We start from the raw sequence: 20,879 nt of genomic DNA on the forward strand, positions 1-20,879 counted from the left end.
AGCCCCGCGCGGATGCGGCCGGGCGACGATCCGGTGCCCGGCTCAGGGTACGCCGCCTTGGGCGATCCGGCGTTTCTCAGGGGCTTCCCGGGATGGCGGGCGGGGGCGGTGGGCGAAAGCGCAGCCAGTCGCTGAACCCGTACCGATGCACGATGGAACCTGGACCGGGTGTCGCTCGCCTGCCAGGTAGCCCGGCCGGGAGCGAAGTCCGGATCCTCCGACCCGAGGTATCGCTGAATGTCGACGACGATCGTCGAGCCGGTCCGCCGCACGGACTCGTACCCCCTCTCACCCCTCCAGCACGGGATGCTCTTCCAGACCCTGCTGGCGCCGGGGTCGGGGATCAACGTCGAGCAGGTCGTCTGCCGGATGCGCGAGCCCGTGGACCCGGGGGCGCTGGAGCGGGCATGGTCGCGGGCCGTGCAGCGCCACGACGTCCTCCGCACGCGCTTTCGCTGGGCGGACGTCCAGGACCCGCTGCAGGTGGTCGTTCCCGAAGTCCGCCTGGCGATCGCGCAGCACGATTGCGCGGGGCTCCCGCCGTCCGGGCAGGAAGCGCGGCTGCACCGGTACCTGGCCGAGGACCGCGCCCGGGGGTTCGACCTGGCGCAGGCGCCCGCCATGCGGCTGGCGCTCTTCCGCATGGCCGGCGGGTACGTCCTGGTGTGGAGCTTCCACCACATCCTCCTCGACGGGAAATCGGTCGCTCATGTCCTGGAGGAGGTGTTCGCGGCGTACGACGGGGCCGGGGAGGAGACGGAAACGCCGGAGCGACGCCCCTTCCGCGACCACGTCGCGTGGCTGCGCGAACGCGACGCCGCGGCGGACGAGGCCTACTGGAGCGGGCTGCTCGGCGGCCTTCCGGCGCCGGCCGCCATGCCGGCGGGGAGGAGCGCGCCGCGTGATGCGGCGGCGGAGCCGGCCGCCGGCGAGCGCGAGCTGCGTCTTTCCGCCGGGGTCACCGGCGCGCTCCGCGCCTTCGAGCGGGAGCAGGGCGTGTGGCTCAACACCCTCGTGCAGGGGGCGTGGGCCCTCCTGCTGGGCCGCTACACCGGCAGCGACGAGGCGGTGTTCGGGGTGGTGCGCGGCGGGCGCGGCGCCGCGGCGGAGGGAGCGGACGCGATGGTGGGGCTCCTCATCAACACCGTGCCCTTCCGCGTGCCGCTCCCGGCGTGCACGCCCGTGATCGAGTGGCTGGACGAGATCGGCGAGCGCACCGCCGCCCTTCTCTCACACGAGCACGCCGCGCTCGCTGACATCCGGCGCTGGGCGGGCTTTCCGCCCGGGGTCGAGCTGTTCGACACCGTCGTCAACTTCCAGCCGCAGCCGTTCGACGCCGCCCTCCGCGCGCTGGGGGGAAAGTGGGGCGGGCGGGAGCTGCGGATCCTGCGGCATCCGGGATTCCCGCTGACGGTGGAGGTCGCGGCCGAGGAACGGCTGCGGGTGCGGATCCACTACGACGCGGATCGCTTCGACGCCGCGTGGGTGGACCGGTTGCTGGGCCACTTCGCGCGCCTGCTGGAGGAGATGGTGGCGGACCCGGGCAGACCGCTTTCGCGGCTCCCGCTGATCGGGCCCGCGGAGCGCGAGGCGCTGCTGGCGGCGGGGCGGGCCGTCCGGAGCTTTCCCGTGGCCGAGTCGATCGGGCGCCGCTTCGAGCGGCGCGCGGCGGAGCGGCCGGACGCGTCGGCGGTCACCTTCGCGGGGGCCACGCTCTCGTATGGCGAGCTGAACGCGCGCGCCAACCGCGTGGCGCACCGGCTGCGCGCCCTGGGGGTGGGCGCCGGGACGCGGGTGGGGATCGCGATGGAGCGCTCGGCCGAGCTGGTGGTGGCCGTGCTGGCCGTCCTGAAGGCGGGCGGCGCCTACGTCCCGGTGGACCCGGCGTACCCCGCCGAGCGGACCGCCTTCGTCTTCGGCGACGCGGGCGCCGCCGTGCTGGTGACCACGAGCGACCTCCTGCCCCGGCTGGCCGGGTTCGGGGGCGCCGTGCTGTGCGTCGACGCCGAGGCCGGGGCGATCGCCCGCGAGAGCGGCGAGAACCCGGCGGCCGGCCCGGGGCCCGAGTCGCTCGCGTACGTCATCTACACCTCGGGATCGACCGGGAAGCCCAAGGGAGTCCAGGTCACGCACGCCAACGTCGTGCGGCTGTTCGACGCCACGGAGGAGTGGTTCGGATTCGGCGCGGGTGACGTGTGGACGCTCTTCCACTCGCCCGCGTTCGACTTCTCGGTGTGGGAGATCTGGGGCGCGCTCCTGTACGGCGGGCGGCTCGTGGTCGTTCCCTTCCTGACCACCCGCTCGCCGGGCGACTTCCACCGCCTCCTCGTGGACGAGGGCGTCACGGTCCTCAACCAGACGCCGAGCGCCTTCCGGCAGCTCGTCGCCGCCGACCTGGCGCTGGGCGCAGACCCGTCCGCGCTGCGGCTGCGGCACGTCGTTCTCGGCGGCGAGGCGCTCGACCCGCGGGCGCTCCGTCCGTGGATGGATCGCCACGGCGACGAGCGGCCGCGGCTGGTGAACATGTACGGGATCACCGAGACCACCGTGCACGTCACCCACCGCGTGGTCACGCGCGCCGACCTGGAGCGCGCCTGGAGCCCCATCGGCGTGCCGATCCCCGACCTCTCGCTGTACCTCCTGGACCGGAACCTCGAGCCCGTACCGCCCGGTGCCCCCGGCGAGCTCTTCGTGGGCGGCGCGGGGGTGGCGCGCGGCTACCTGAACCGGCCGGAGCTCACGGACGAGCGCTTCATCCGCGACCCGTTCCAGGCGGGCGCGGGGGGGCGGCTCTACCGGACGGGCGACCGGGCGCGGCGGCTCGCCGACGGCGAGCTGGAGTACCTGGGGCGCAACGACCAGCAGGTGAAGGTCCGCGGGTTCCGCATCGAGCCGGGCGAGATCGAGGCTGCCCTGGCGGCGCACCCCGGCGTGGCGCACGCGGCCGTGATCGCGCGCGGCGATGCGGGCGGCCAGCAGCTGGTGGCCTATGTGGCCGCCCCGCCCGGAGCCCCGGCTCCCGGGGCCGCGGAGCTGCGCGCGCACGTGGCGGCGATCCTCCCCGAGCACATGGTCCCGGCCGCGTTCGTGGCCCTCGACGCGCTTCCGCTCACCGGGAACGGAAAGCTGGACCGCGATGCCCTCCCGGCGCCGGACGCGGGTGCGGCTGCGCGGGCGCCGTACGCCGAACCGCGCTCGCACGCCGAGGCGGCGCTGGCCGAGGCCTGGGCCGAGGTGCTGGGCGTCGACCGGGTGGGGATCGACGACAACTACTTCGCGCTGGGGGGCGACTCGATCCGGAGCGTGCGGCTGGTTGCCGCTGCGGGCCGCCGCGGGCTCTTGCTTTCCATCCCCCAGATCTTCCGGCACCAGACGCTGCGCGAGCTCGCCGCGGCCGGCGTCTGCGCCGGGGCGGCGCCGGCGCCCCGCGCGGAGCCGTTCGGGCTCCTCGATCCGGAAGCACGGCGCGGTCTCCCGGACGACGTGGAGGACGCCTACCCCGCGAGCCCGGTGCAGCTTGCCATGCTCTTCCACACCGAGCGCGATCCGGCGTCGCTCCTGTACCAGAACCTCAACGCCTACCGGGTGCACACCCGCTTCGACGAGGCGGCCATGCGCGAGGCGCTCCGCGTGGTCGCGGCGCGCCACCCGGTCCTGCGCACCTCGTTCGACCTGGCCGCGACCCCGGAGCCGCTCCAGCGCGTCCACCGCGGCGTGGAGATCCCGCTGGCGGTGGCCGACCTGCGCCACCTGGACCCCGCCGGACAGGACGCGTGGATGGACCGCGAGAAGGGGCGCGGCTTCGACTGGACCGTCCCGCCGCTGCTGCGCTTCCATGTCCACCTCCTCCGCGACGACGCGTTCCGCCTGATCCTCGCCGAGCACCACGCGCTCCTCGACGGGTGGAGCGTGGCCTCGCTGGTGACGGAGCTGGTCCGGGTCTTCACCGCCCTGCGCGACGGCGTGGCGCCGCCCGTGGGCCCGCCCCCCGCCGCGCGTTTCCGCGACTTCGTGGCGCTGGAGCGCGAGGCCGTGGGCTCCGATGCGTCACGAGAGTTCTGGCGGCGCATGGTGGACGACGCGCCGCCCGCCACGCTCCCGCCGCGCGAGGGAGAGGAAGGAGAGCCGGCGCCGGACGAGGCCCCGTGCCTGTGGGTGGACCTCCCGGCCGAAACACAGGCGGGGCTCAGGCGCGTGGCCTCGGACGCGGGGGTGCCGCTCAAGACCGTGCTCCTGGCGGCCCACGTGCGCGTGCTGGCGCTCATGGCCGGCCGCGGCGACGTGGTGACCGGGTACGTGACCAGCGGCCGGCCCGAGCTGGAGGACGGCGACCGGGTGCTCGGCGTGTTCCTGAACACGGTGCCGCTCCGTGTGCGGATGGAGGGGGAGACGTGGCGGGAGCTGGTGCGCCGCGCCTGGGCCGCCGAGGAGTCCGTGCTGCCACACCGGCGCTTTCCCCTTGCCGAGATCGTGCGCGAGGCGGGCGGGCGCACCCCCTTCGAGGCGGCGTTCAACTTCAGCCACTTCCACGTCTACGACGCACTGGCCGGCGGCGGGGTCCGGCTCGAGGCCGACGGCTTCTTCCAGAAGACGGAGGTGCCCCTCTTCGCCGGCGCGTCGGTGGGCTTTGCCGACGGCGCGCTCCGGCTGCAGCTGGACTACGATCCCGCGCGGCTGAGCGCGGCGCGGGCGCGCGCGATCGCGCGGTGGTATTCCCGTGCGCTCGCCGCCCTGGCCGCGCGCCCGGACGCGCGGTGGGACGAGGCCGACCTCCTGGACGAACCGGAGCTCCGCCTCGTGCTGGGGGAGTGGAATCGCACGGACACGGACGATCCCGCCGCGAGCCCGGTGCACCGGCTGTTCGAGGCGCAGGTGGAGCGGGCGCCGGACGCGGTATCCGTCGTCTGCGAAGGCAGGGCGCTCACCCGCGCGGAGCTGAACCTCCGGGCGAACCGGCTCGCGCACCGTCTCATCGCGCTCGGCGTCGGACCCGAGGCGCGGGTGGGGATCTGCATGGAGCGGAGCCCGGAGCTGGTGGTCTCCATCCTGGCCGTGCTGAAGGCGGGCGGCGGTTACGTGCCGCTGAACCCGGCCCACCCTGCGGAGCGGCTGGAGACGATGCTCGCCGACGCGGCCGTGGCGGTGCTGCTGACGCAGGAGACGCTGCGCGCCTCGCTGCCGTCCCGCGCGGGGCTCGAGGTGCTGAGCGTGGACGGCGAGTGGGCCCGGGCCGCGGGCGAACGCGCGGAGAACCCGGAGAGCCGGGCGGATCCGCGGAACCTGGCGTACGTGATCTACACCTCCGGATCGACCGGGACGCCCAAGGGGGTGGCCATCGAGCATGCCGCGCTCGCCAACGAGATGCGCTGGTCCCTCGGCGACCTGGCCCTGGACGAGGCGGACCGGGTCCTGCAGGTGGCGCCGGCCACCTTCGACGCCTCGGTCTGGGAGCTCCTCGCGCCCCTCCTCGCCGGCGGCCGGCTGGTCCTTGCCCGCCACGACGGCGAGCGCGATCCGCAGTACCTGGCGCAGACCCTCCGGAGCCAGGAGATCACCGTGCTGCCGCTCGTTCCGTCGCTCCTGCGGGCGTTGCTGGAGGAGCCGGAGTTCGGGAGATGCACGTCGCTGCGCTACGTGGTCTGCGGCGGCGAGGCGCTTCCGGGCGAGCTGTGCCGGCGCCTTTCGGAGCTCCTTCCGCAGGCCCGCCTCGTCAACCTCTACGGTCCGTCGGAGTGCTGCGTCGACGCGTGTGTCCACCGCTGCGCGGAAGACGACGTCCACGCCGCGGTGGTGCCGATCGGACGTCCGGTGCCGAACACGCGCTCGTTCGTGCTGGACGCGGGGCTGCGCCCCGTCCCAGTCGGCGTGCCGGGCGAGCTGTGCATCGGCGGCGCCCAGGTGGGGCGCGGCTACGTAGGCCGGCCGGGGCTCACCGCGGAACGGTTCGTTCCCGATCCCTTCTGCACCTCGCCGGGGGCGCGGCTGTACCGCTCCGGCGACCGGGTGCGCTGGCGCTCCGGCGGTACGCTGGAGTTCCTGGGGCGCGAGGACGCGCAGGTGAAGGTGCGCGGCTTCCGGGTGGAGGCGGGCGAGGTCGAGGCGGCGCTGCGCCGGCACCCCGATGTGCGCGAGTGCGCCGTGGTGGCGCGCGAGGACGCTGCCGGCGGCCGCCGGCTGGTGGCATACGTGGAGGGCGAGGCCGATGGGGCGGTGCTGCGCGCGCACCTGCGGCGGAGCCTGCCGGAGTACATGATCCCGGGGGCGTTCGTCGTCCTCGGCCGGCTTCCGCTGACCCCGAGCGGGAAGCTGGACCGGAAGGCGCTCCCGGACCCCGGCGACGTGCCCGCCACCCGGCGCCACGTGCCCCCGCGGACCCCTGCCGAGGAGGGGGTGGCGGCGATCTGGGCCGAGGTGCTGGGGCGCGGACCGGTAGGGGTGGACGACGACTTCTTCGAGCTGGGCGGCCACTCGCTGCTGGCCGCACGCGTGGTCTCGCGCGTGCGCGCCCGCTTCGGCGTGGGGCTGACGGTGCGCGCGCTCTTCGAGGCGCCCACCGTGGAAGCCCTCGCCCGCGCGGTGGACGCGGAGCGCGCGGGCGCGAGCGACCCCGAGGGGGCGATTCCCTGCGTCCGGCGTGACCGTCCCCTCCCGCTCTCAGCGGCGCAGACGCGCCTGTGGGTCCTGGACCGCCTCCACCCGGGGCTCCCCCTCTACAACGTGACGGCCGCCCGGCGCCTCTCGGGACCGCTGGACACCGACGCGCTGGCGGCGGCGCTCTCGGGAGTGGTGCTCCGGCACGAGCCCCTCCGCACCGTGTTCCGGGCGGTGGACGGAGAGCCCGAGCAACGGGTCCTTCCCGCCGCGCCCGTCCCGCTTCCCCTCGAGGACCTCTCGGCGCTCCCCGGTGCCGGCCGCGAGGCCGCGGCCGCCGAACGGCTCCGCCGCTGGGCCGGCACCCCGTTCGACCTGGAGCGGGGGCCGCTCTTCCGGGCGGCGCTGCTGCGGCTCGGCCCCGAGGAGCACGTGCTCTTCCTGGCCATGCACCACATCGTCTCCGACGGGTGGAGCATGGGGATCCTCTTCGGCGAGCTGTCGGCGCTCTACGCGGCACGCCGCGGCGGAGGCGAAGCGGCGCTTCCCGGCCTGCCGGTGCAGTACGCGGACTACAGCGCCTGGCAGCGCGAGAAGCTGTCCGGCGGGCCGCTGGAAGAACAGGTCGCGTGGTGGCGCGCGCGGCTGGCGGGCGCGCCCACGCGGCTGGAGCTTCCCACCGACCGGCCGCGCCCCGCCGCGCAGAGCTACCGGGGCGCGCTGCACCGCTTCACCCTCCCGGCCGCCCTGGCCGATGCGCTGGAGGCGCTGGCGCGGCGCGAGGGGGCCACCCTGTACATGGTGCTCCTGGCCGCCTTCCAGCTCCTCCTGGCCCGGTACGCACGGCAGGAGGAGGTGGTGGTGGGAAGCCCGGTCGCCAACCGCTCCCGTCCGGAGGTGGAGGGGCTCGTCGGCTTCTTCACCAACACCCTCGCGCTCCGGACCATCCTGTCGGGCGGGCCCACGTTCCGCGGGCTGGTGGCGCGGGTGCGCGAGACCACGCTGGACGCCTACGCGCACCAGGAGGTGCCGTTCGAGAAGCTGGTGGAGGAGCTGCATCCCGAACGGAGCCTGGGGCACAACCCGCTCTTCCAGGCCTTCTTCGCGCTCCAGAACACCTCGGCCGGAGAGCTCCGGCTCCCGGGGATCACCGTCCGGCCGGTGGAAACCGGGGGCGGGACGGCCAAGTTCGACCTGTCGCTCTTCCTTGCCCGGGGTGACGACGGGCTGGAAGGGATGATCGAATACGCCACCGACCTCTTCGACGCGGCCACCATCGAGCGCACCGCCGGGCACCTGCGGGTGCTGCTGGACGGGGCGGTCGCGCACCCCGGGCGCCCGGCCCTGGCGCTGCCGGTCGTCGGCCCGGCGGAGCGGGAGACGATCGTGCGGCAGTGGAGCGGGGCGGGCGAACACTGCCCGGCCGGCGGCGCGCTGCACCAGCGCTTCGAGGCGCAGGCGGCGGCGCGGCCGGACGCGGTCGCCGTCACCTGCGAGGGCGTGTCGCTGACCTACGCGGCGCTGAACGCGCGGGCCAACCGCCTGGCGCGGCGCCTCCGCGCGCTCGGCGTGGTCACCGAGTCGCGCGTGGGCCTGGTCGCCGGGCGCTCGCTCGACCTGGTCACCGGCATCCTCGCGATCCTCAAGGCGGGCGGCGCGTACGTCGCGCTCGATCCCGCGTACCCCGCCGAGCGCCTGGCCTACATGGCGGCGGATGCGGGGATCAGGGTGCTCCTCGCACAGTCGTCGCTCCGCGACCGCGTTCCGGCCGGCGACCTCGAGGTCGTGCCGCTGGAGGATGTGCCGGCCGACGAGATCGCCGACGATCCCGGTGTCGCGGTCGATCCGTCCAACCTCGCGTACGTCGTCTACACCTCCGGCTCCACCGGCCGGCCCAAGGGCGTCGGCGTGACGCACGGCAACGTGCTGCGGCTCTTCGACTGCACCGCGAAGAGCTTCGGGTTCGGGCCCGGCGACGTGTGGACGCTCTTCCACTCCTGCGCCTTCGACTTCTCGGTCTGGGAGACCTGGGGCGCGCTGCTCTACGGCGGCCGCGTGGTGGTGGTGCCGTTCGACGTCAGCCGCGACCCGGTGGCCTTCCGCGCGCTGCTGGCCCGCGAGCGGGTGACCTCGCTCAGCCAGACGCCCTCCGCCTTCCGCGCGCTCGCGCGGGTGGACGAGGACGCGGCCGAGCCGCTCCGGCACCTGCGGCTCGTCGTCTTCGGCGGCGAGGCGCTGCAGTACGAGTCGCTGCGCGGGTGGCTGGACAGGTACGGGCCGAAGCGCCCGCGGCTGACGAACATGTACGGGATCACCGAGACCACCGTGCACGTGACCTGGCACACCGTCACCGGCGCGGAGCTGCGCGATCCGGCGGCGGGGAGCCGCGTGGGCGTGCCGATCCCGGACCTGCGCGCCTACGTCCTCGACCCATCGGGCGATCCCACGCCGATCGGCGTTCCCGGCGAGCTGCACGTGGGCGGGGCGGGGCTGGCGCGCGGCTACCTGGGCCGGTCGTCGCTCACCGCGGGCCGCTTCGTTCCCGACCCGTTCTCGGGCCGGGCGGGCGCGCGGCTGTACCGCTCGGGCGACCTGGCCCGGTGGCGCGCCGACGGCACGCTGGAGTACCTGGGCCGCATCGACCAGCAGGTGAAGATCCGCGGCTTCCGCATCGAGCCGGGCGAGGTCGAGGCCGTCCTCCTGGCGCAGCCCGGCGTGGCCCAGGCGGCGGTGGTCGTCCGCGGCGAGGGCGACGACGCGGCGCTGGTGGGCTACTTCGTCCCCAGCGGGATCGCTCCCGCGCACTCCACGCTCCGCGACGCGCTGAAGCAGCATCTCCCCGAGCACATGGTGCCGGCCGCGTTCGTCGCGCTGGACCGCATCCCGCTGACGGCCAACGGCAAGCTGGACGGCGGGGCGCTTCCCGAGCCCCAGGCCGCCGGCGCCGAGGCGGGAGAGGCGTTCGTGGCGCCGCGCACGCCGGTGGAGGAGGTGCTGGCCGGGATCTGGTGCGAGGTGCTGGGTGCCGAGCGCGTGGGCGCGCTGGACAACTTCTTCGACCTCGGTGGACACTCGCTGCTGGCCATGCGGGTGATCTCGCGGGCGCGGCAGGCGTTCGGGACCGAGCTGCCGCAGCGCTTCCTGTTCGAGTCGCCCACGGTGGCGGAGCTGGCCGGACGCGTGGAGGCGCTGAGGAGTGCCGGCGCTCCCGTGGCGCCGCCCATCGAACCCGCCCCCAGGACGGACCCGCCGCCGCTGTCGTTCGCGCAGCAGCAGCTCTGGCTGCTGGACCGCATCGATCCGGGCAGCGCGGCCTACAACATGTCCTTCGCGCTGCGCCTGCGCGGCGCACTCGACGTGCCGGCGCTGAGAGACAGCCTGGACGCGCTGGTGCGGCGGCACGAGACGCTGCGGACCACGTTCGGCTTCCAGGACGGCAACCCCGGCCCGGTGCAGGTGATCCACCCGCCGGCGCCGGTGCCGCTACCGGTGGTGGAGCTGGGCCAGGCTTCCGCCGCGGCACGGGAGCGGGAGGCGGAGCGGCAGGCCGCCGCGGAGGCGCTGCGGCCCTTCGACCTGGCCTCCGGCCCGCTCCTGCGCACCCTGCTGCTGCGCCTGGCGGACGACGACCACGTGCTCTGCATCGGCCTGCATCACATCGCCAGCGACGCATGGAGCATGCAGGTGCTGGTGCGCGAGGTCTCCACGCTCTACGCCGCGTTCGCCCGGGGCGAGGCGCCCTGTCTGCCGGAGCTTCCGGTGCAGTACGCCGACTTTGCCGTCTGGCAGCGCGCCTGGCTGCGGGACGAGAGCCTGGAGGCGCATCTCTCCTACTGGCGGGACCGCCTTTCGGCTGCGCCGCCCCTGCTGGAGCTCCCGGTCGATCGTCCTCGCGCCGTGGGGCAGAGCCCGCGTGCGGCGGCGCACGCGTTCGTCCTGGGGCCCGAGCTGTCGCGGAAGCTGCGGGAGCTGTCGCGCCGCGAGGGAGCGACGCTGTTCATGACGCTGCTGGCGGGGTGGCAGGCGCTGCTGGGCCGCTATGCCGGGCAGCACGACGTGGTCGTGGGCACCCCCGTCGCGGACCGGGGCCGGCGCGAGGTGGAGGGGCTGATCGGCTTCTTCGTCAACATGCTGCCCTTGCGGACGGAGCTGGCCGCGGAGCTCACCTGGCGGGAGTTGCTGGCGCGGGTCCGCGAGGGGGCGCTGGGGGCGTACGACCACCAGGAGCTGCCGTTCGAGCGGCTGGTCGAGGAGCTGGGCGTGGCGCGCAGCCTGACGCACACCCCCCTCTTCCAGTCGACCTTCGCCCTGCACCGCGAGGGCAGGTGGCACGAGGGGCTGCGGCTGGGCGAGGTGGCGGTGGAGCCGTTCGGCGGCGGCGAGCGCGTGGCCAAGTTCGACCTGGACCTGGTCGTCACCGAGGACGGGGAGACCCTGGACGCAGTGCTCGTCTACCGGGCGGCGCTCTTCGACGCCGCCACGATGGCGCGCCTGGCGGGACACCTGGAGAGCGTGCTGGAGGCGATGGCGTCCGGCCCGGAGCGGCGCCTGGCGGAGCTGTCGCTGCTGCGCGGAGCCGAGCGCTCGCAGGTGCTCGAGGCGTGGAACGCCACCGTGCGGCCGTACCCGGCAGGCGTGTGCCTGCACCAGCTGTTCGCCGCGCAGGCGAGCCGCACGCCGGACGCCCCCGCGCTCTTCTGGGGGGACGAGCGGGTGACGTACGCCGAACTGGAGCGCCGGTCCGGCCGGATGGCCGCCGCCCTGCGGGGGCGCGGCGTGGGGCCGGAGACGCGCGTGGGCGTGTGCATGCACCGCACGCCGGAGCTGGTGGTCGCGCTTCTCGGTGTCCTGAGGGCCGGGGGCGCGTACGTGCCCATGGACCCCGCCTACCCCCGGGAGCGGCTGCGCTACATGCTGGCCGACTCGGGCGCGGCGCTCCTCCTGGCCGACGCTGCCGCGGCCGAGCGGCTGGGCGAGTGCGGGGTGGAGGTGGTGCGCCCGGACGCAGCCGGCGCGGCCGGCACCCCGGAAGAACCGCACGCCCCGGTGCACCCGGAGAACCTGGCGTACGTCGTCTACACCTCGGGATCCACGGGCACGCCCAAGGGCGTGCTCGGGACCCACCGGGCCATCCTCAACCGCTTCGCCTGGGGGTGGAGCGAGTACCCGTTCGCGCCCGGCGAGGTATGCTGCCAGAAGTCCTCCCTGGCCTTCGTGGACTCGGTGGTGGAGGTCTTCGCGCCGCTGCTGGCCGGCGTTCCCTCGGTGCTCGCCCCGGACGAGGACGCCCGCGACCCCGAGGCGCTCGCCGCCATCCTTTCGCGGCACGGCGTGACGCGGATCGTCCTGGTTCCCTCCCTCCTGCGGGCGCTGCTCGACCGGTACCCGCGGCTGGGCGAGCGCTGCCCGCGCCTGCGGGTGGTGGTGAGCGGCGGCGAGACGCTCCCTCCCGAGCTGGCCCGCCGCTTCGCGAAGGCGGTTCCCGGGGCGGTCCTCCTGAACGTGTACGGGATGTCCGAGGCGGCCTCGGAAAGCACCCACCATCCGCTCCGCTCGGCCGGCGATGCCCCGGGCGAGCGGGTCTCCGTCGGCCGCCCGATCTGGAACACGCGGATGTACGTGGTGGGCGCGGGGATGGAGCCGGTGCCGGTGGGGGCCCCGGGGGAGCTGTACCTGGCCGGCGACGGGCTGGCGCGGGGGTACATCGGGCGCCCGGCGGCAACGGCGGAGCGCTTCGTCCCCGACCCCTTCGCCAGCACCCCCGGGGAGCGCCTGTACCGGACGGGCGACCGGGCGCGGTGGACGGCGAACGGGGAGCTGGAATACCTGGGCCGGTCCGACCACCAGGTGAAGGTGCGGGGCATCCGCATCGAGCTGGGCGAAATCGAGGCCGCGATGCGGGCGCACCCGGCGGTGCGCGATGCGGTGGCCGTGGTGCGGGACCGTGCCCCGGGTGACCAGCGGCTCGTGGCGTACGTCGTTGCCGGCGAGGGGGAGGGGCTCTCCCCGGCGGAGTTGCGGGCGCACCTGGGGGCGCAGCTGCCGGAGTACATGGTGCCGGGTGCCATCGTCACGCTGGAGCGCATGCCGCTGACCGGCAGCGGAAAAGCCGACCGGCGGGCGCTGCCGCCGCCGCAGTGGGACGCGGAGCTCGCGTACGTGGCGCCGCGGACAGCCACGGAGGATCTTCTGGCGGGGATCTGGGCAGAGGTGCTGCGCCACGAGCGCGTCGGCGTGCACGACGACTTCTTCGAGCTGGGAGGGCACTCGCTGCTGGCCACGCGCGTGGTCTCGCGGATCCGGGAGGTGCTTGCCGTCGAGGTGCCGCTGCGCGCAATCTTCCAGGGCCCTACCGTGGCGGAGCTGGCCGGGCGGGTGGATGCGCTGCGGCGCGCGGGGCTCCCGGCGCTGCCGCCGGTGGTTCCCGCCGGGCGCACGGGGCCCTACCCGCTTTCGTTCTCGCAGGAGCGGCTCTGGCTTCTGGACCGGCTGCAGCCCGGGAACGCGCTGTACAACCTTCCCTGCGCGCTCCGGCTGGACGGCGCGCTGGACCGGGCCGCGCTCCAGCGCGCCCTTGGCGAGGTCGTGCGGCGGCACGGAGCGCTCCGCACGGTGTTCGGCGAGCAGGAGGGAGAGGCGGTGCAGGTCGTCGTTCCCTTCGACGGCTTCCCGTTGCCGGTGGAGGACCTCACGGGCCTGGACGAAGCGGAGCGTGCGGCGGAGACGAGGTGCCGGTGCGCCGCGGAGGCGGCGCTTCCCTTCGACCTCTCGACCGGTCCGCTCCTCCGCGCCAAGCTGCTGCGGCTGGGCCGCGAGGAGCACGTGCTGATGCTCACCCTGCACCACATCGTCACCGACGGATGGAGCACGGTCATCTTCTTCCGCGAGCTCTCCGCGCTGTACGGGGCGTACCGGGAAGGGCGCGAGTCGCCGCTCCCGGAGCTGCCGGTGCAGTACGGCGACTACGCGGTCTGGCAGCGAGGGCACCTGCAGGGAAGCGCTCTCGAAGGGCAGCTGGCATACTGGAGGACGCATCTCTCGGGCATCCAGGCGCTGCCGGAGCTTCCGACCGACCATCCCCGCCCGGCGGTACAGACCTTCCAGGGCGCCTACCTGCCCGTCCGGCTTTCCGCCGAGCTCACCGGGCGGCTGGAGGCATTGGCGCGCCGCGAGGGCCTGACCCTGTTCATGGTGCTGCTGGGAAGCTTCCAGGTGCTGCTGAGCAGGTATTCCGGGAGCGACGACGTCGTGGTCGGCAGCCCGGCCGCCGGCCGGACACGGCGCGAGGTGGAGGGGCTGATCGGATTCTTCGTCAACACGCTCGTGCTGCGTGCCCACTTCGGCGGCGATCCCACGGTGCTCGAGGCGCTAAGGCGCGTGCGCGAGGCCACGCTGGGCGCGTTCGAGCACCAGGAGGTGCCTTTCGCCAGGCTGGTGGCCGAGCTCAGGCCGGAGCGCACCCTCAGCCCCGCGCCCCTGTTCCAGGCCAGCTTCGCCCTGCAGAACAACGAGCGCTACCACTTCGGCCTGGAGGGGCTGAGCGTCCGGTGGGCCGACGTGGTGATCCAGACGTCCAAGTTCGACCTCTGCCTGGACCTGGCGGAAACCTCCCACGGGCTGGAGGGCCGGCTGATCTACAGCACGGAGCTGTTCGAGCGACCCACGATCGTCCGTATGCTGGGGCACCTGGAGCAGCTCCTCGCCCAGGTCGCCGGGAGCGCCGACGTGCGACTCTCGGAGCTGGCACTGGCCGACGAGGCCGAGCGCGGGCAGGCCGTGTAGGCGGGGGACCCGCCGGGAAGCCGCACGGCCCGGTAGTGCCGGCCAGTGCTCCCCGGAGTGCGGCGCGGGCGTTGCGCGCGGGCGGAAGCGGATATGTTCTCTCAAGTGAATCGCATCAGGAACTCGTGACCAATCCGGCCGTGACGGTCGTCGCGGGCGTCCGTCCGGGCTTCGTTCCACACCACGCCTCTGGAGCGAGCGATGTCGATCGTCGAGGAAACCGTGAGCGAGACCCTGAAGCCCGAGACCCTGCGGCAGCTGCGGGCCGGCGCGGCCCTGCACATGGACCATTACGGCGGCCAGCGCTTCCCGGTCGCCTGCCTGGAGGCGAAGGGGATCCTCCAGCGCGTCGCCGCGCTGGAGGGCCCGCAGGCGGGGCGCGTCTTCGAGCTCGTGGACGCCAGCGGCGCCTACGCCAGCGCCTGCCTGGGGGCGGGCCATCCCGTCATCAAGCGCGCCCTGTCGGAGGCGGTCGAGCGGGTGGGGTACGTCAGCGACGAGGTCGGCTCGCTGGAGCGCGCGAAGCTGCTGGACCTGCTGTTCGGCGAGGAGGGGGTGCTCGGCCCCGAGTACCGCGGCGGGCGCTACCACGTGAGCGGCCGCAACTCGGGCTCGGAGGGGCTGGAGCTGGCGCTCCGCCTGGTGGTGGAGAGCCGGGTCGACCACGGCCGGCGCACCGTCCGCGAAGGGTACGCCGAGCGCCGCACCATCCTGGCCTTCGAGGGAGCCTGGCACGGCTGGACCGCGGGCGCCGCATCGCTCCTGAACCGGCCCTACTTCCGCCACGGACTCCCGGAATGGAGCCGGGAAGGACCGTACGGCCTGGACGTGACGCACATCCCCTTCGGCGAGCCGGGGATGCTGGAAGAGCTCTTCGCCCGCAGCGGGCACACCCTCGCCGCCGTGTTCGTGGAGCCGGTCCAGGGAGACGCCGGCATCCTGGTTCCGCCCGCCGGCTACCTGCGGCGGCTTTCCGGGCTCTGCCGCGAGCATGGCGTGATCCTGGTGGCGGACGAGGTGCTCACGTTCGCCAAGACGGGGCGCCTCCTGGCCATGGCCGACGAGCAGGGCCCGATCCCGGCGGACGTCACGGTGGTGGGGAAGAGCCTCGGGATGGGCGTGCTCTCCACCTCGCTGGTGATCGCCCGCCGCGAGCTCACGGTGCGGCCGATCGGGGCGGTGACCACCTCCGACCTGCGCCCCCTCACCTGCGCGGTGATCCGCCGCGGGCTGGAGCACATCGTGGATGAGGGGCTGCTGGAGCGCTCCCGCGTGCTGGGCGCGGAGTTCCGCGAACTCCTCCGCAGCGAGATCGTGGAGCGCTTTCCCGAGGTCTACACCGAGGTGCGCGGGCTGGGCTATCTGAACGGGATCGAGGTCACGGAGAGGGTTGCGCCGGCCGTCACCGCGCTCCGCGGCAGGCTGGTGGAACACGGAGTGTACACGGAGAGCATGGCCGGAGTCCGCCGCTCCGGCGGGCTGCGGCGCATCTACCCCTGCGTCCGCCTCGCGCCCCCGCTCATCACCACCCGTGAGGACCTCGGCCGCATCGTGGAGCATCTCCGCGCCGGCACGGAAGCCTTCGTCCGGCACGGGTGACGCATGGGCGGGGGGCGGACCGCGGCGGATGCGGAGCTTCTGCGCGCGTGGAATCCTTGCGCCGGCGATTGTCCTGCTACCGCCCGGGACAGGGGATACCGCTTGCCGCTCATCCACGGGCCGGAAGAGAGTCCATGATGTATGTCCGATCGTCGCGCCTTTCGCTACATCAGGCGAGAGGCGCCATGTGGAACGCGGGGGATCGGCCGTCCGGGCGGGTGAGAGCGCCCGCCCCAGCATCCCAACCTCCCGCATAAGACCCGGTAAGACGTCGAATGCAACGGACTTCCCTCCCGGCGGCGCGCCACGTCCCCCGCTCCGCGATCTACACCGACCCCGCGGCCGGCCCGCCGATCCCGTCGCCGGTGAGCAGCTTCACGGAATGGGATCCGCTGGAGGAGGTGATCGTCGGCCGCGCCGACCATGCCTGCGTGCCCGAATGGCACCCGGTCCTGGCCGCCACCATCCCCCGCCGCCACTGGCCATGGTTCAAGGCCCACGGCGGCAAGTCCTTTCCGGCCGACCTGCTTGTCGCGGCCGCCCGTGAGCTGGACGCGTTCGCGCGAATGCTGGAAAAGGAAGGAATCACGGTGCGCCGCCCCGACCCGGTGGACTGGCAGGCCCCGTTCTCGACCCATCGTTTCGGGCCGGTCACCGGGATGTACGGCGCCATGCCGCGCGACTGCCTGCTGGTGGTGGGCGACGAGATCATCGAAGCGCCGATGGCCTGGCGGAGCCGCTACTTCGAGACACGCGCCTACCGCAGGCTGATCAAGGAGTACTTCGCCGCCGGGGCCCGCTGGACGGCCGCCCCCAAGCCCGAGCTGGCCGACGGCTTCTACAACGCAGACATCCCCGACACCGAGTTCGACGTGAACCGGGGGCGCAGCGTGATCACCGAGGCCGAACCGGTGTTCGACGCGGCGGACTTCTGCCGGATGGGCACCGACATCTTCGTCCAGCTGAGCCACGTGACCAACCGGTTCGGGGTAGACTGGCTGGCCCGGCATCTGGGGCCCGACTACCGGATCCACGTGCTCGAGTTCGACGACCCGCACGCGATGCACATCGACGCCAGCTTCATCCCTCTGGCGCCGGAACGGCTGATGATCAACCCGGAGCGCGTCGGCCGCTCCATGCTCCCGGCCATGTTCCGCGGCTGGGAGATCCTGGAGGCGCCCGAGCCGACGGTTCCCGACGACCACCCCTTCTACTTCACCAGCAGGTGGCTGTCGGTGAACGTCCTGAGCCTGGACGAGACGCGCGTGGTGGTGGAGGCGGCGGAGGCACCGATGATCGCCTTCCTGAAGCGCCACGGCTTCGAGCCGATCCCGGTGCCGTTCCGGAACTTCGGCAGCCTGGGCGGGGGCTTCCACTGCGCCACCTGCGACATCCGCCGCCGAGGCGGGCGTCAGAGCTACTTCGGCACGCCGTGACGAAACGGCTCGCGGGGAGATGAGCCGTCCCGGCGCGGCCGCGTGGTCCATCGCACGAACCCGATCCGACCGGCAGAGACAGGCGACAGCCTCGAGCGGGGTCGCAGCCCGATCAGGTGTTCCCTCCTGGGGGTCAAGCGTGACCTCACGCCGGAAGAGCGTGCCGCGATCGACAGTGCCCTGGCGGGATACCTTCGCGACCTCGAACGCGAGTTCCAGGACGGGGTGCGCGCCGACTACTCCGTCTTCCAGGCGGGTCGCCTCCGCTACGACGTGACGCCGAGCCGGCCTCCGCGAAAAGGTCAAGCCGCGCTGATCGAGCCGGTCCGCCGGGCCCGCACGGACGGTCCCGACCAGCCTATCAACAAGCGCACGATGACGGACATGTTCCACCAGCTCGAACGCGTTGCTGGGGGCATGCCGATGGAGGGCCGCGGGTGGTACGGGATCCGTCGCAAGGCAAGTGACGTCTGCGAGGACTTCGAATCGGACGAGCGCGTGCTGAACAGTGCCACCGGCCACCGAAGCTCCGATACCCGCCGGAAGAAGTACCAGCAGCGCGACCGCCCGGAGATTCTCGCCAAGACCGCGGAAACGCGCCGCCGGGTCGGCACCGAAGCGTCGGACGGCAGAGCCTCAACGGCGATGCCCGGCCCGCAACGTAGGTTTGGCGGGCTGGTCCCCGCCGCGCCGCGCAGCGCTTCTCTGCCCGGGGAACCCCCTGATATTCCGGCAGAGAGCCCCCGGAGATGCGCCACATACACTACCACATACACCAGGGGCCGTTTCGGGTGGTGTATGCGTGAAAAGGCCCCACATCGTAAACCGATGCAGGGCCTTCACTTAAACCAGTCGGGACGGCCGGATTTGAACCGGCGACCCCCTGAACCCCATTCAGGTGCGCTACCGGGCTGCGCCACGTCCCGAACCCCGGTCTCCGTCCGCGCCGAAACGCGGCCGAAGAGCACCTAAGCTAAACCATTCCGCCGCCCGGGTCAACCCACGCTTCCATCCGTTTCCCCGCCCCGTCGGCGGCCGGGCTCAGCCGCGCGGCCGGAACTTTGCTGCCCGCTCCGCGTATCCGCGCAACGCGGCGGGCGCGGAGTCCGCCGCGCATCCGTACCGGACCGGATCGCGCCGGCCCGCCCCGGCGCCCCGCTTCCCGCACCCGATTGGAAAACATCCGCATGCTTCGTCCCCGTCTGCCGATCGTCGCCGCCGGGCTGGCGCTGGCCGGCTGCGCGCCCGCGGCCGCGAACACCGGCGCCCCCGCGGCGCCCGCCGGCTCCGGATCGCCCGCGCCGGCGGCCGCGCCCGCGCGCGAGAACCCGTTCTTCACCGCCAGCACGCTCCCGTACCAGGCGCCGCGCTTCGACCTGATCCGCGACCAGGACTACCAGCCGGCGCTGGAAGAGGGGATGCGCCAGCAGCTGGCCGAGATCGAGACCATCGCCGGGCAGGCCGCCGCGCCGACCTTCGACAACACCATCGTGGCGATGGAGCGCTCCGGGCAGCTGCTCACGCGCGTGTCCAAGGTCTTCGGCGCCGTGGTCCAGGCCAACAGCGACTCCACGCTGGAGCGCGTGCAGACCGAGGAGGCGCCGCGCCTGGCCGCCCACAGCGACGCCATCTACCTGAACGACCGGCTCTTCCAGCGGGTGAAGAGCCTGTACGACCGCCGCGCCTCGCTGGGCCTGACCCCCGAGCAGGACCGGCTGGTGGAGCGCTACCATCAGAGCTTCGTCCGCGCCGGCGCCAACCTGTCCGAGGCCGGCAAGGCGCGGATGCGTGAGCTGAACCGCGAGGAGAGCACGCTCAGCACCGCCTTTACCACGCGGCTGCTGGCGGCCACGAAAGCCGCGGCGGTGGTGGTGTCCGACCGCGCGGAGCTGGCGGGGCTCGGCGAGGCGCAGATCGCCGCGGCGGCCGAGGCGGCGCACCAGCGCGGGCTGGACGGGAAGTGGGTGCTGCCGCTGCAGAACACCACCCAGCAGCCGGTGCAGGTGTCGCTGGAGAACCGGGCGCTCCGCCAGCGCGTCTTCGAGGCCTCGGCCCGGCGCGCCGAGCAGGGCGACGCCAACGACACGCGCGAGCTCATCCGCCGGCTGGCGCAGCTGCGGGCGCAGAAGGCGCAGCTGCTGGGCTTCCCGACGTACGCGGCGTACTCGCTCGACAACCAGATGGCGAAGACGCCGGACGCGGCCATCCGGCTGCTGACGCAGGTGGCCACGCCCGCCAACGCCCGCGCGCGCGCCGAGGCGCGGCGCATCCAGCAGCAGATCGACCGCGAGCACGGCGGCTTCACGCTGGCGCCGTGGGACTGGCAGCACTACGCCGAGCAGGTGCGGCGCGCCGAGTACGCCATCGACGAGTCGCAGGTGAAGCCGTACTTCGAGCTGGACCGCGTGCTGCGGGACGGCGTGTTCTTCGCCGCCAGCCAGCTGTACGGGCTCACCTTCCGCGAGCGGCACGACATCCCCGTCTACCACCCCGACGTGCGCGTGTTCGAGGTGTTCGACGCCGACGGCAAACCGCTGGCCCTGTTCTACTGCGACTACTTCAAGCGCGACAACAAGGGCGGCGGGGCGTGGATGGACAACTTCGTGGACCAGTCGGGGCTGATGGGCACGCTTCCCGTGGTCTACAACGTGGCCAACTTCCAGAAGCCGGCCGCCGGGCAGCCCGCGCTGCTCACCTTCGACGACGTCAGCACCATGTTCCACGAGTTCGGGCACGCGCTGCACGGGATGTTCTCGAACGCGCAGTATCCCACCCTCTCGGGCACCAGCGTGCCGCGCGACTTCGTGGAGTTCCCGTCGCAGTTCAACGAGCATTGGGCCACCGACCCGGCCGTGTTCGCGCACTACGCCCGCCACTACCAGACCGGCGCGCCCATGCCGGCCGAGCTGGTGGAGAAGATCAAGCGCGCGCGCACCTTCAACTCCGGCTTCGAGACCAGCGAGCTGGTGCAGGCCGCGCTGCTGGACATGGCCTGGCACACGCTTCCCGCGTCGGCGCCGCCGCAGGACGTGGATGCGTTCGAGAAGCAGGCCCTGGCCCGCTACGGCGTCGCGATCGACGAGGTGCCGCCGCGCTACCGCACCAGCTACTTCGCGCACGTCTGGGGCGGGGGCTATGCGGCGGGCTACTACGCCTACCTGTGGAGCGAGGTGCTGGACGACGACGCCTTCGCCTGGTTCACCGAGCACGGCGGGCTCACCCGCGCCAACGGCCAGCGCTTCCGCGACATGATCCTGTCCCGCGGCGGCACCGTGGAGCCGGGCGCGCTCTACCGCGCCTTCCGCGGCCGCGACCCGCAGGTGGGGCCGCTGCTCGAGCAGCGCGGTCTCGCCTCGCCGCCCGCGTCGCCGCGGCAGTGAACCGCGTTTTCGGTAGATGAAGAAACGACGAAGCCCCGCGGCTCATCCGCGGAGCTTCGTCGTTTTTCCGATCGATCCGGGGAAGATGGAT

4 protein-coding genes and 1 tRNA gene are annotated in these 20,879 nt (G+C 73.5%); 4 read left to right on the plus strand and 1 reads right to left on the minus strand.

Going from position 1 to position 20,879, the window contains the following annotated elements:
• The first annotated feature begins 237 nt into the window (after nucleotides 1-237).
• The 3 genes from VLK66_RS20940 (at nucleotide 238) to VLK66_RS20950 (ending at nucleotide 17,408) form a co-directional block, all read left to right on the plus strand.
• Nucleotides 238-14,373 carry a non-ribosomal peptide synthetase gene (locus tag VLK66_RS20940; protein WP_325311428.1) on the plus strand — a complete coding sequence of 4,712 codons (14,136 nt, stop codon included), beginning with the start codon at nucleotides 238-240 and terminating at the stop codon, nucleotides 14,371-14,373.
• 201 nt (nucleotides 14,374-14,574) lie between these two features.
• The gene (locus tag VLK66_RS20945) at nucleotides 14,575-15,972 is read left to right on the plus strand and encodes an aminotransferase class III-fold pyridoxal phosphate-dependent enzyme (RefSeq protein WP_325311429.1); all 1,398 of its coding nucleotides are present in this window, start codon (nucleotides 14,575-14,577) and stop codon (nucleotides 15,970-15,972) included.
• A gap of 275 nt (nucleotides 15,973-16,247) precedes the next feature.
• Complete coding sequence (locus tag VLK66_RS20950; protein WP_325311430.1) at nucleotides 16,248-17,408, plus strand: hypothetical protein; 1,161 nt, start codon at nucleotides 16,248-16,250, stop codon at nucleotides 17,406-17,408.
• Between the two features lie 852 nt (nucleotides 17,409-18,260).
• Here VLK66_RS20950 and VLK66_RS20955 read toward each other — a convergent pair.
• Nucleotides 18,261-18,334: transfer RNA gene (locus VLK66_RS20955), tRNA-Pro, on the minus strand.
• A 261-nt stretch (nucleotides 18,335-18,595) separates the two neighbouring features.
• Here VLK66_RS20955 and dcp point away from each other — a divergent pair.
• Nucleotides 18,596-20,788: a peptidyl-dipeptidase Dcp gene (gene dcp / locus VLK66_RS20960; protein ID WP_325311431.1), complete on the plus strand. Its 2,193-nt coding sequence runs from the start codon at nucleotides 18,596-18,598 to the stop codon at nucleotides 20,786-20,788.
• Nucleotides 20,789-20,879 lie beyond the last annotated feature (91 nt).

Origin of the sequence: Longimicrobium sp. (genome assembly GCF_035474595.1) — a bacterium.
Taxonomy (GTDB): domain Bacteria; phylum Gemmatimonadota; class Gemmatimonadetes; order Longimicrobiales; family Longimicrobiaceae; genus Longimicrobium.

Bases quoted from the DNA above. Each gene is read 5' to 3' on its own strand.
- VLK66_RS20950 (WP_325311430.1), top strand. From the start codon at position 16,248: ATGCAACGGACTTCCCTCCCGGCGGCGCGCCACGTCCCCCGCTCCGCG.
- dcp (WP_325311431.1), top strand. From the start codon at position 18,596: ATGCTTCGTCCCCGTCTGCCGATCGTCGCCGCCGGGCTGGCGCTGGCC.
- VLK66_RS20940 (WP_325311428.1), top strand. From the start codon at position 238: ATGTCGACGACGATCGTCGAGCCGGTCCGCCGCACGGACTCGTACCCC.
- VLK66_RS20945 (WP_325311429.1), top strand. From the start codon at position 14,575: ATGTCGATCGTCGAGGAAACCGTGAGCGAGACCCTGAAGCCCGAGACC.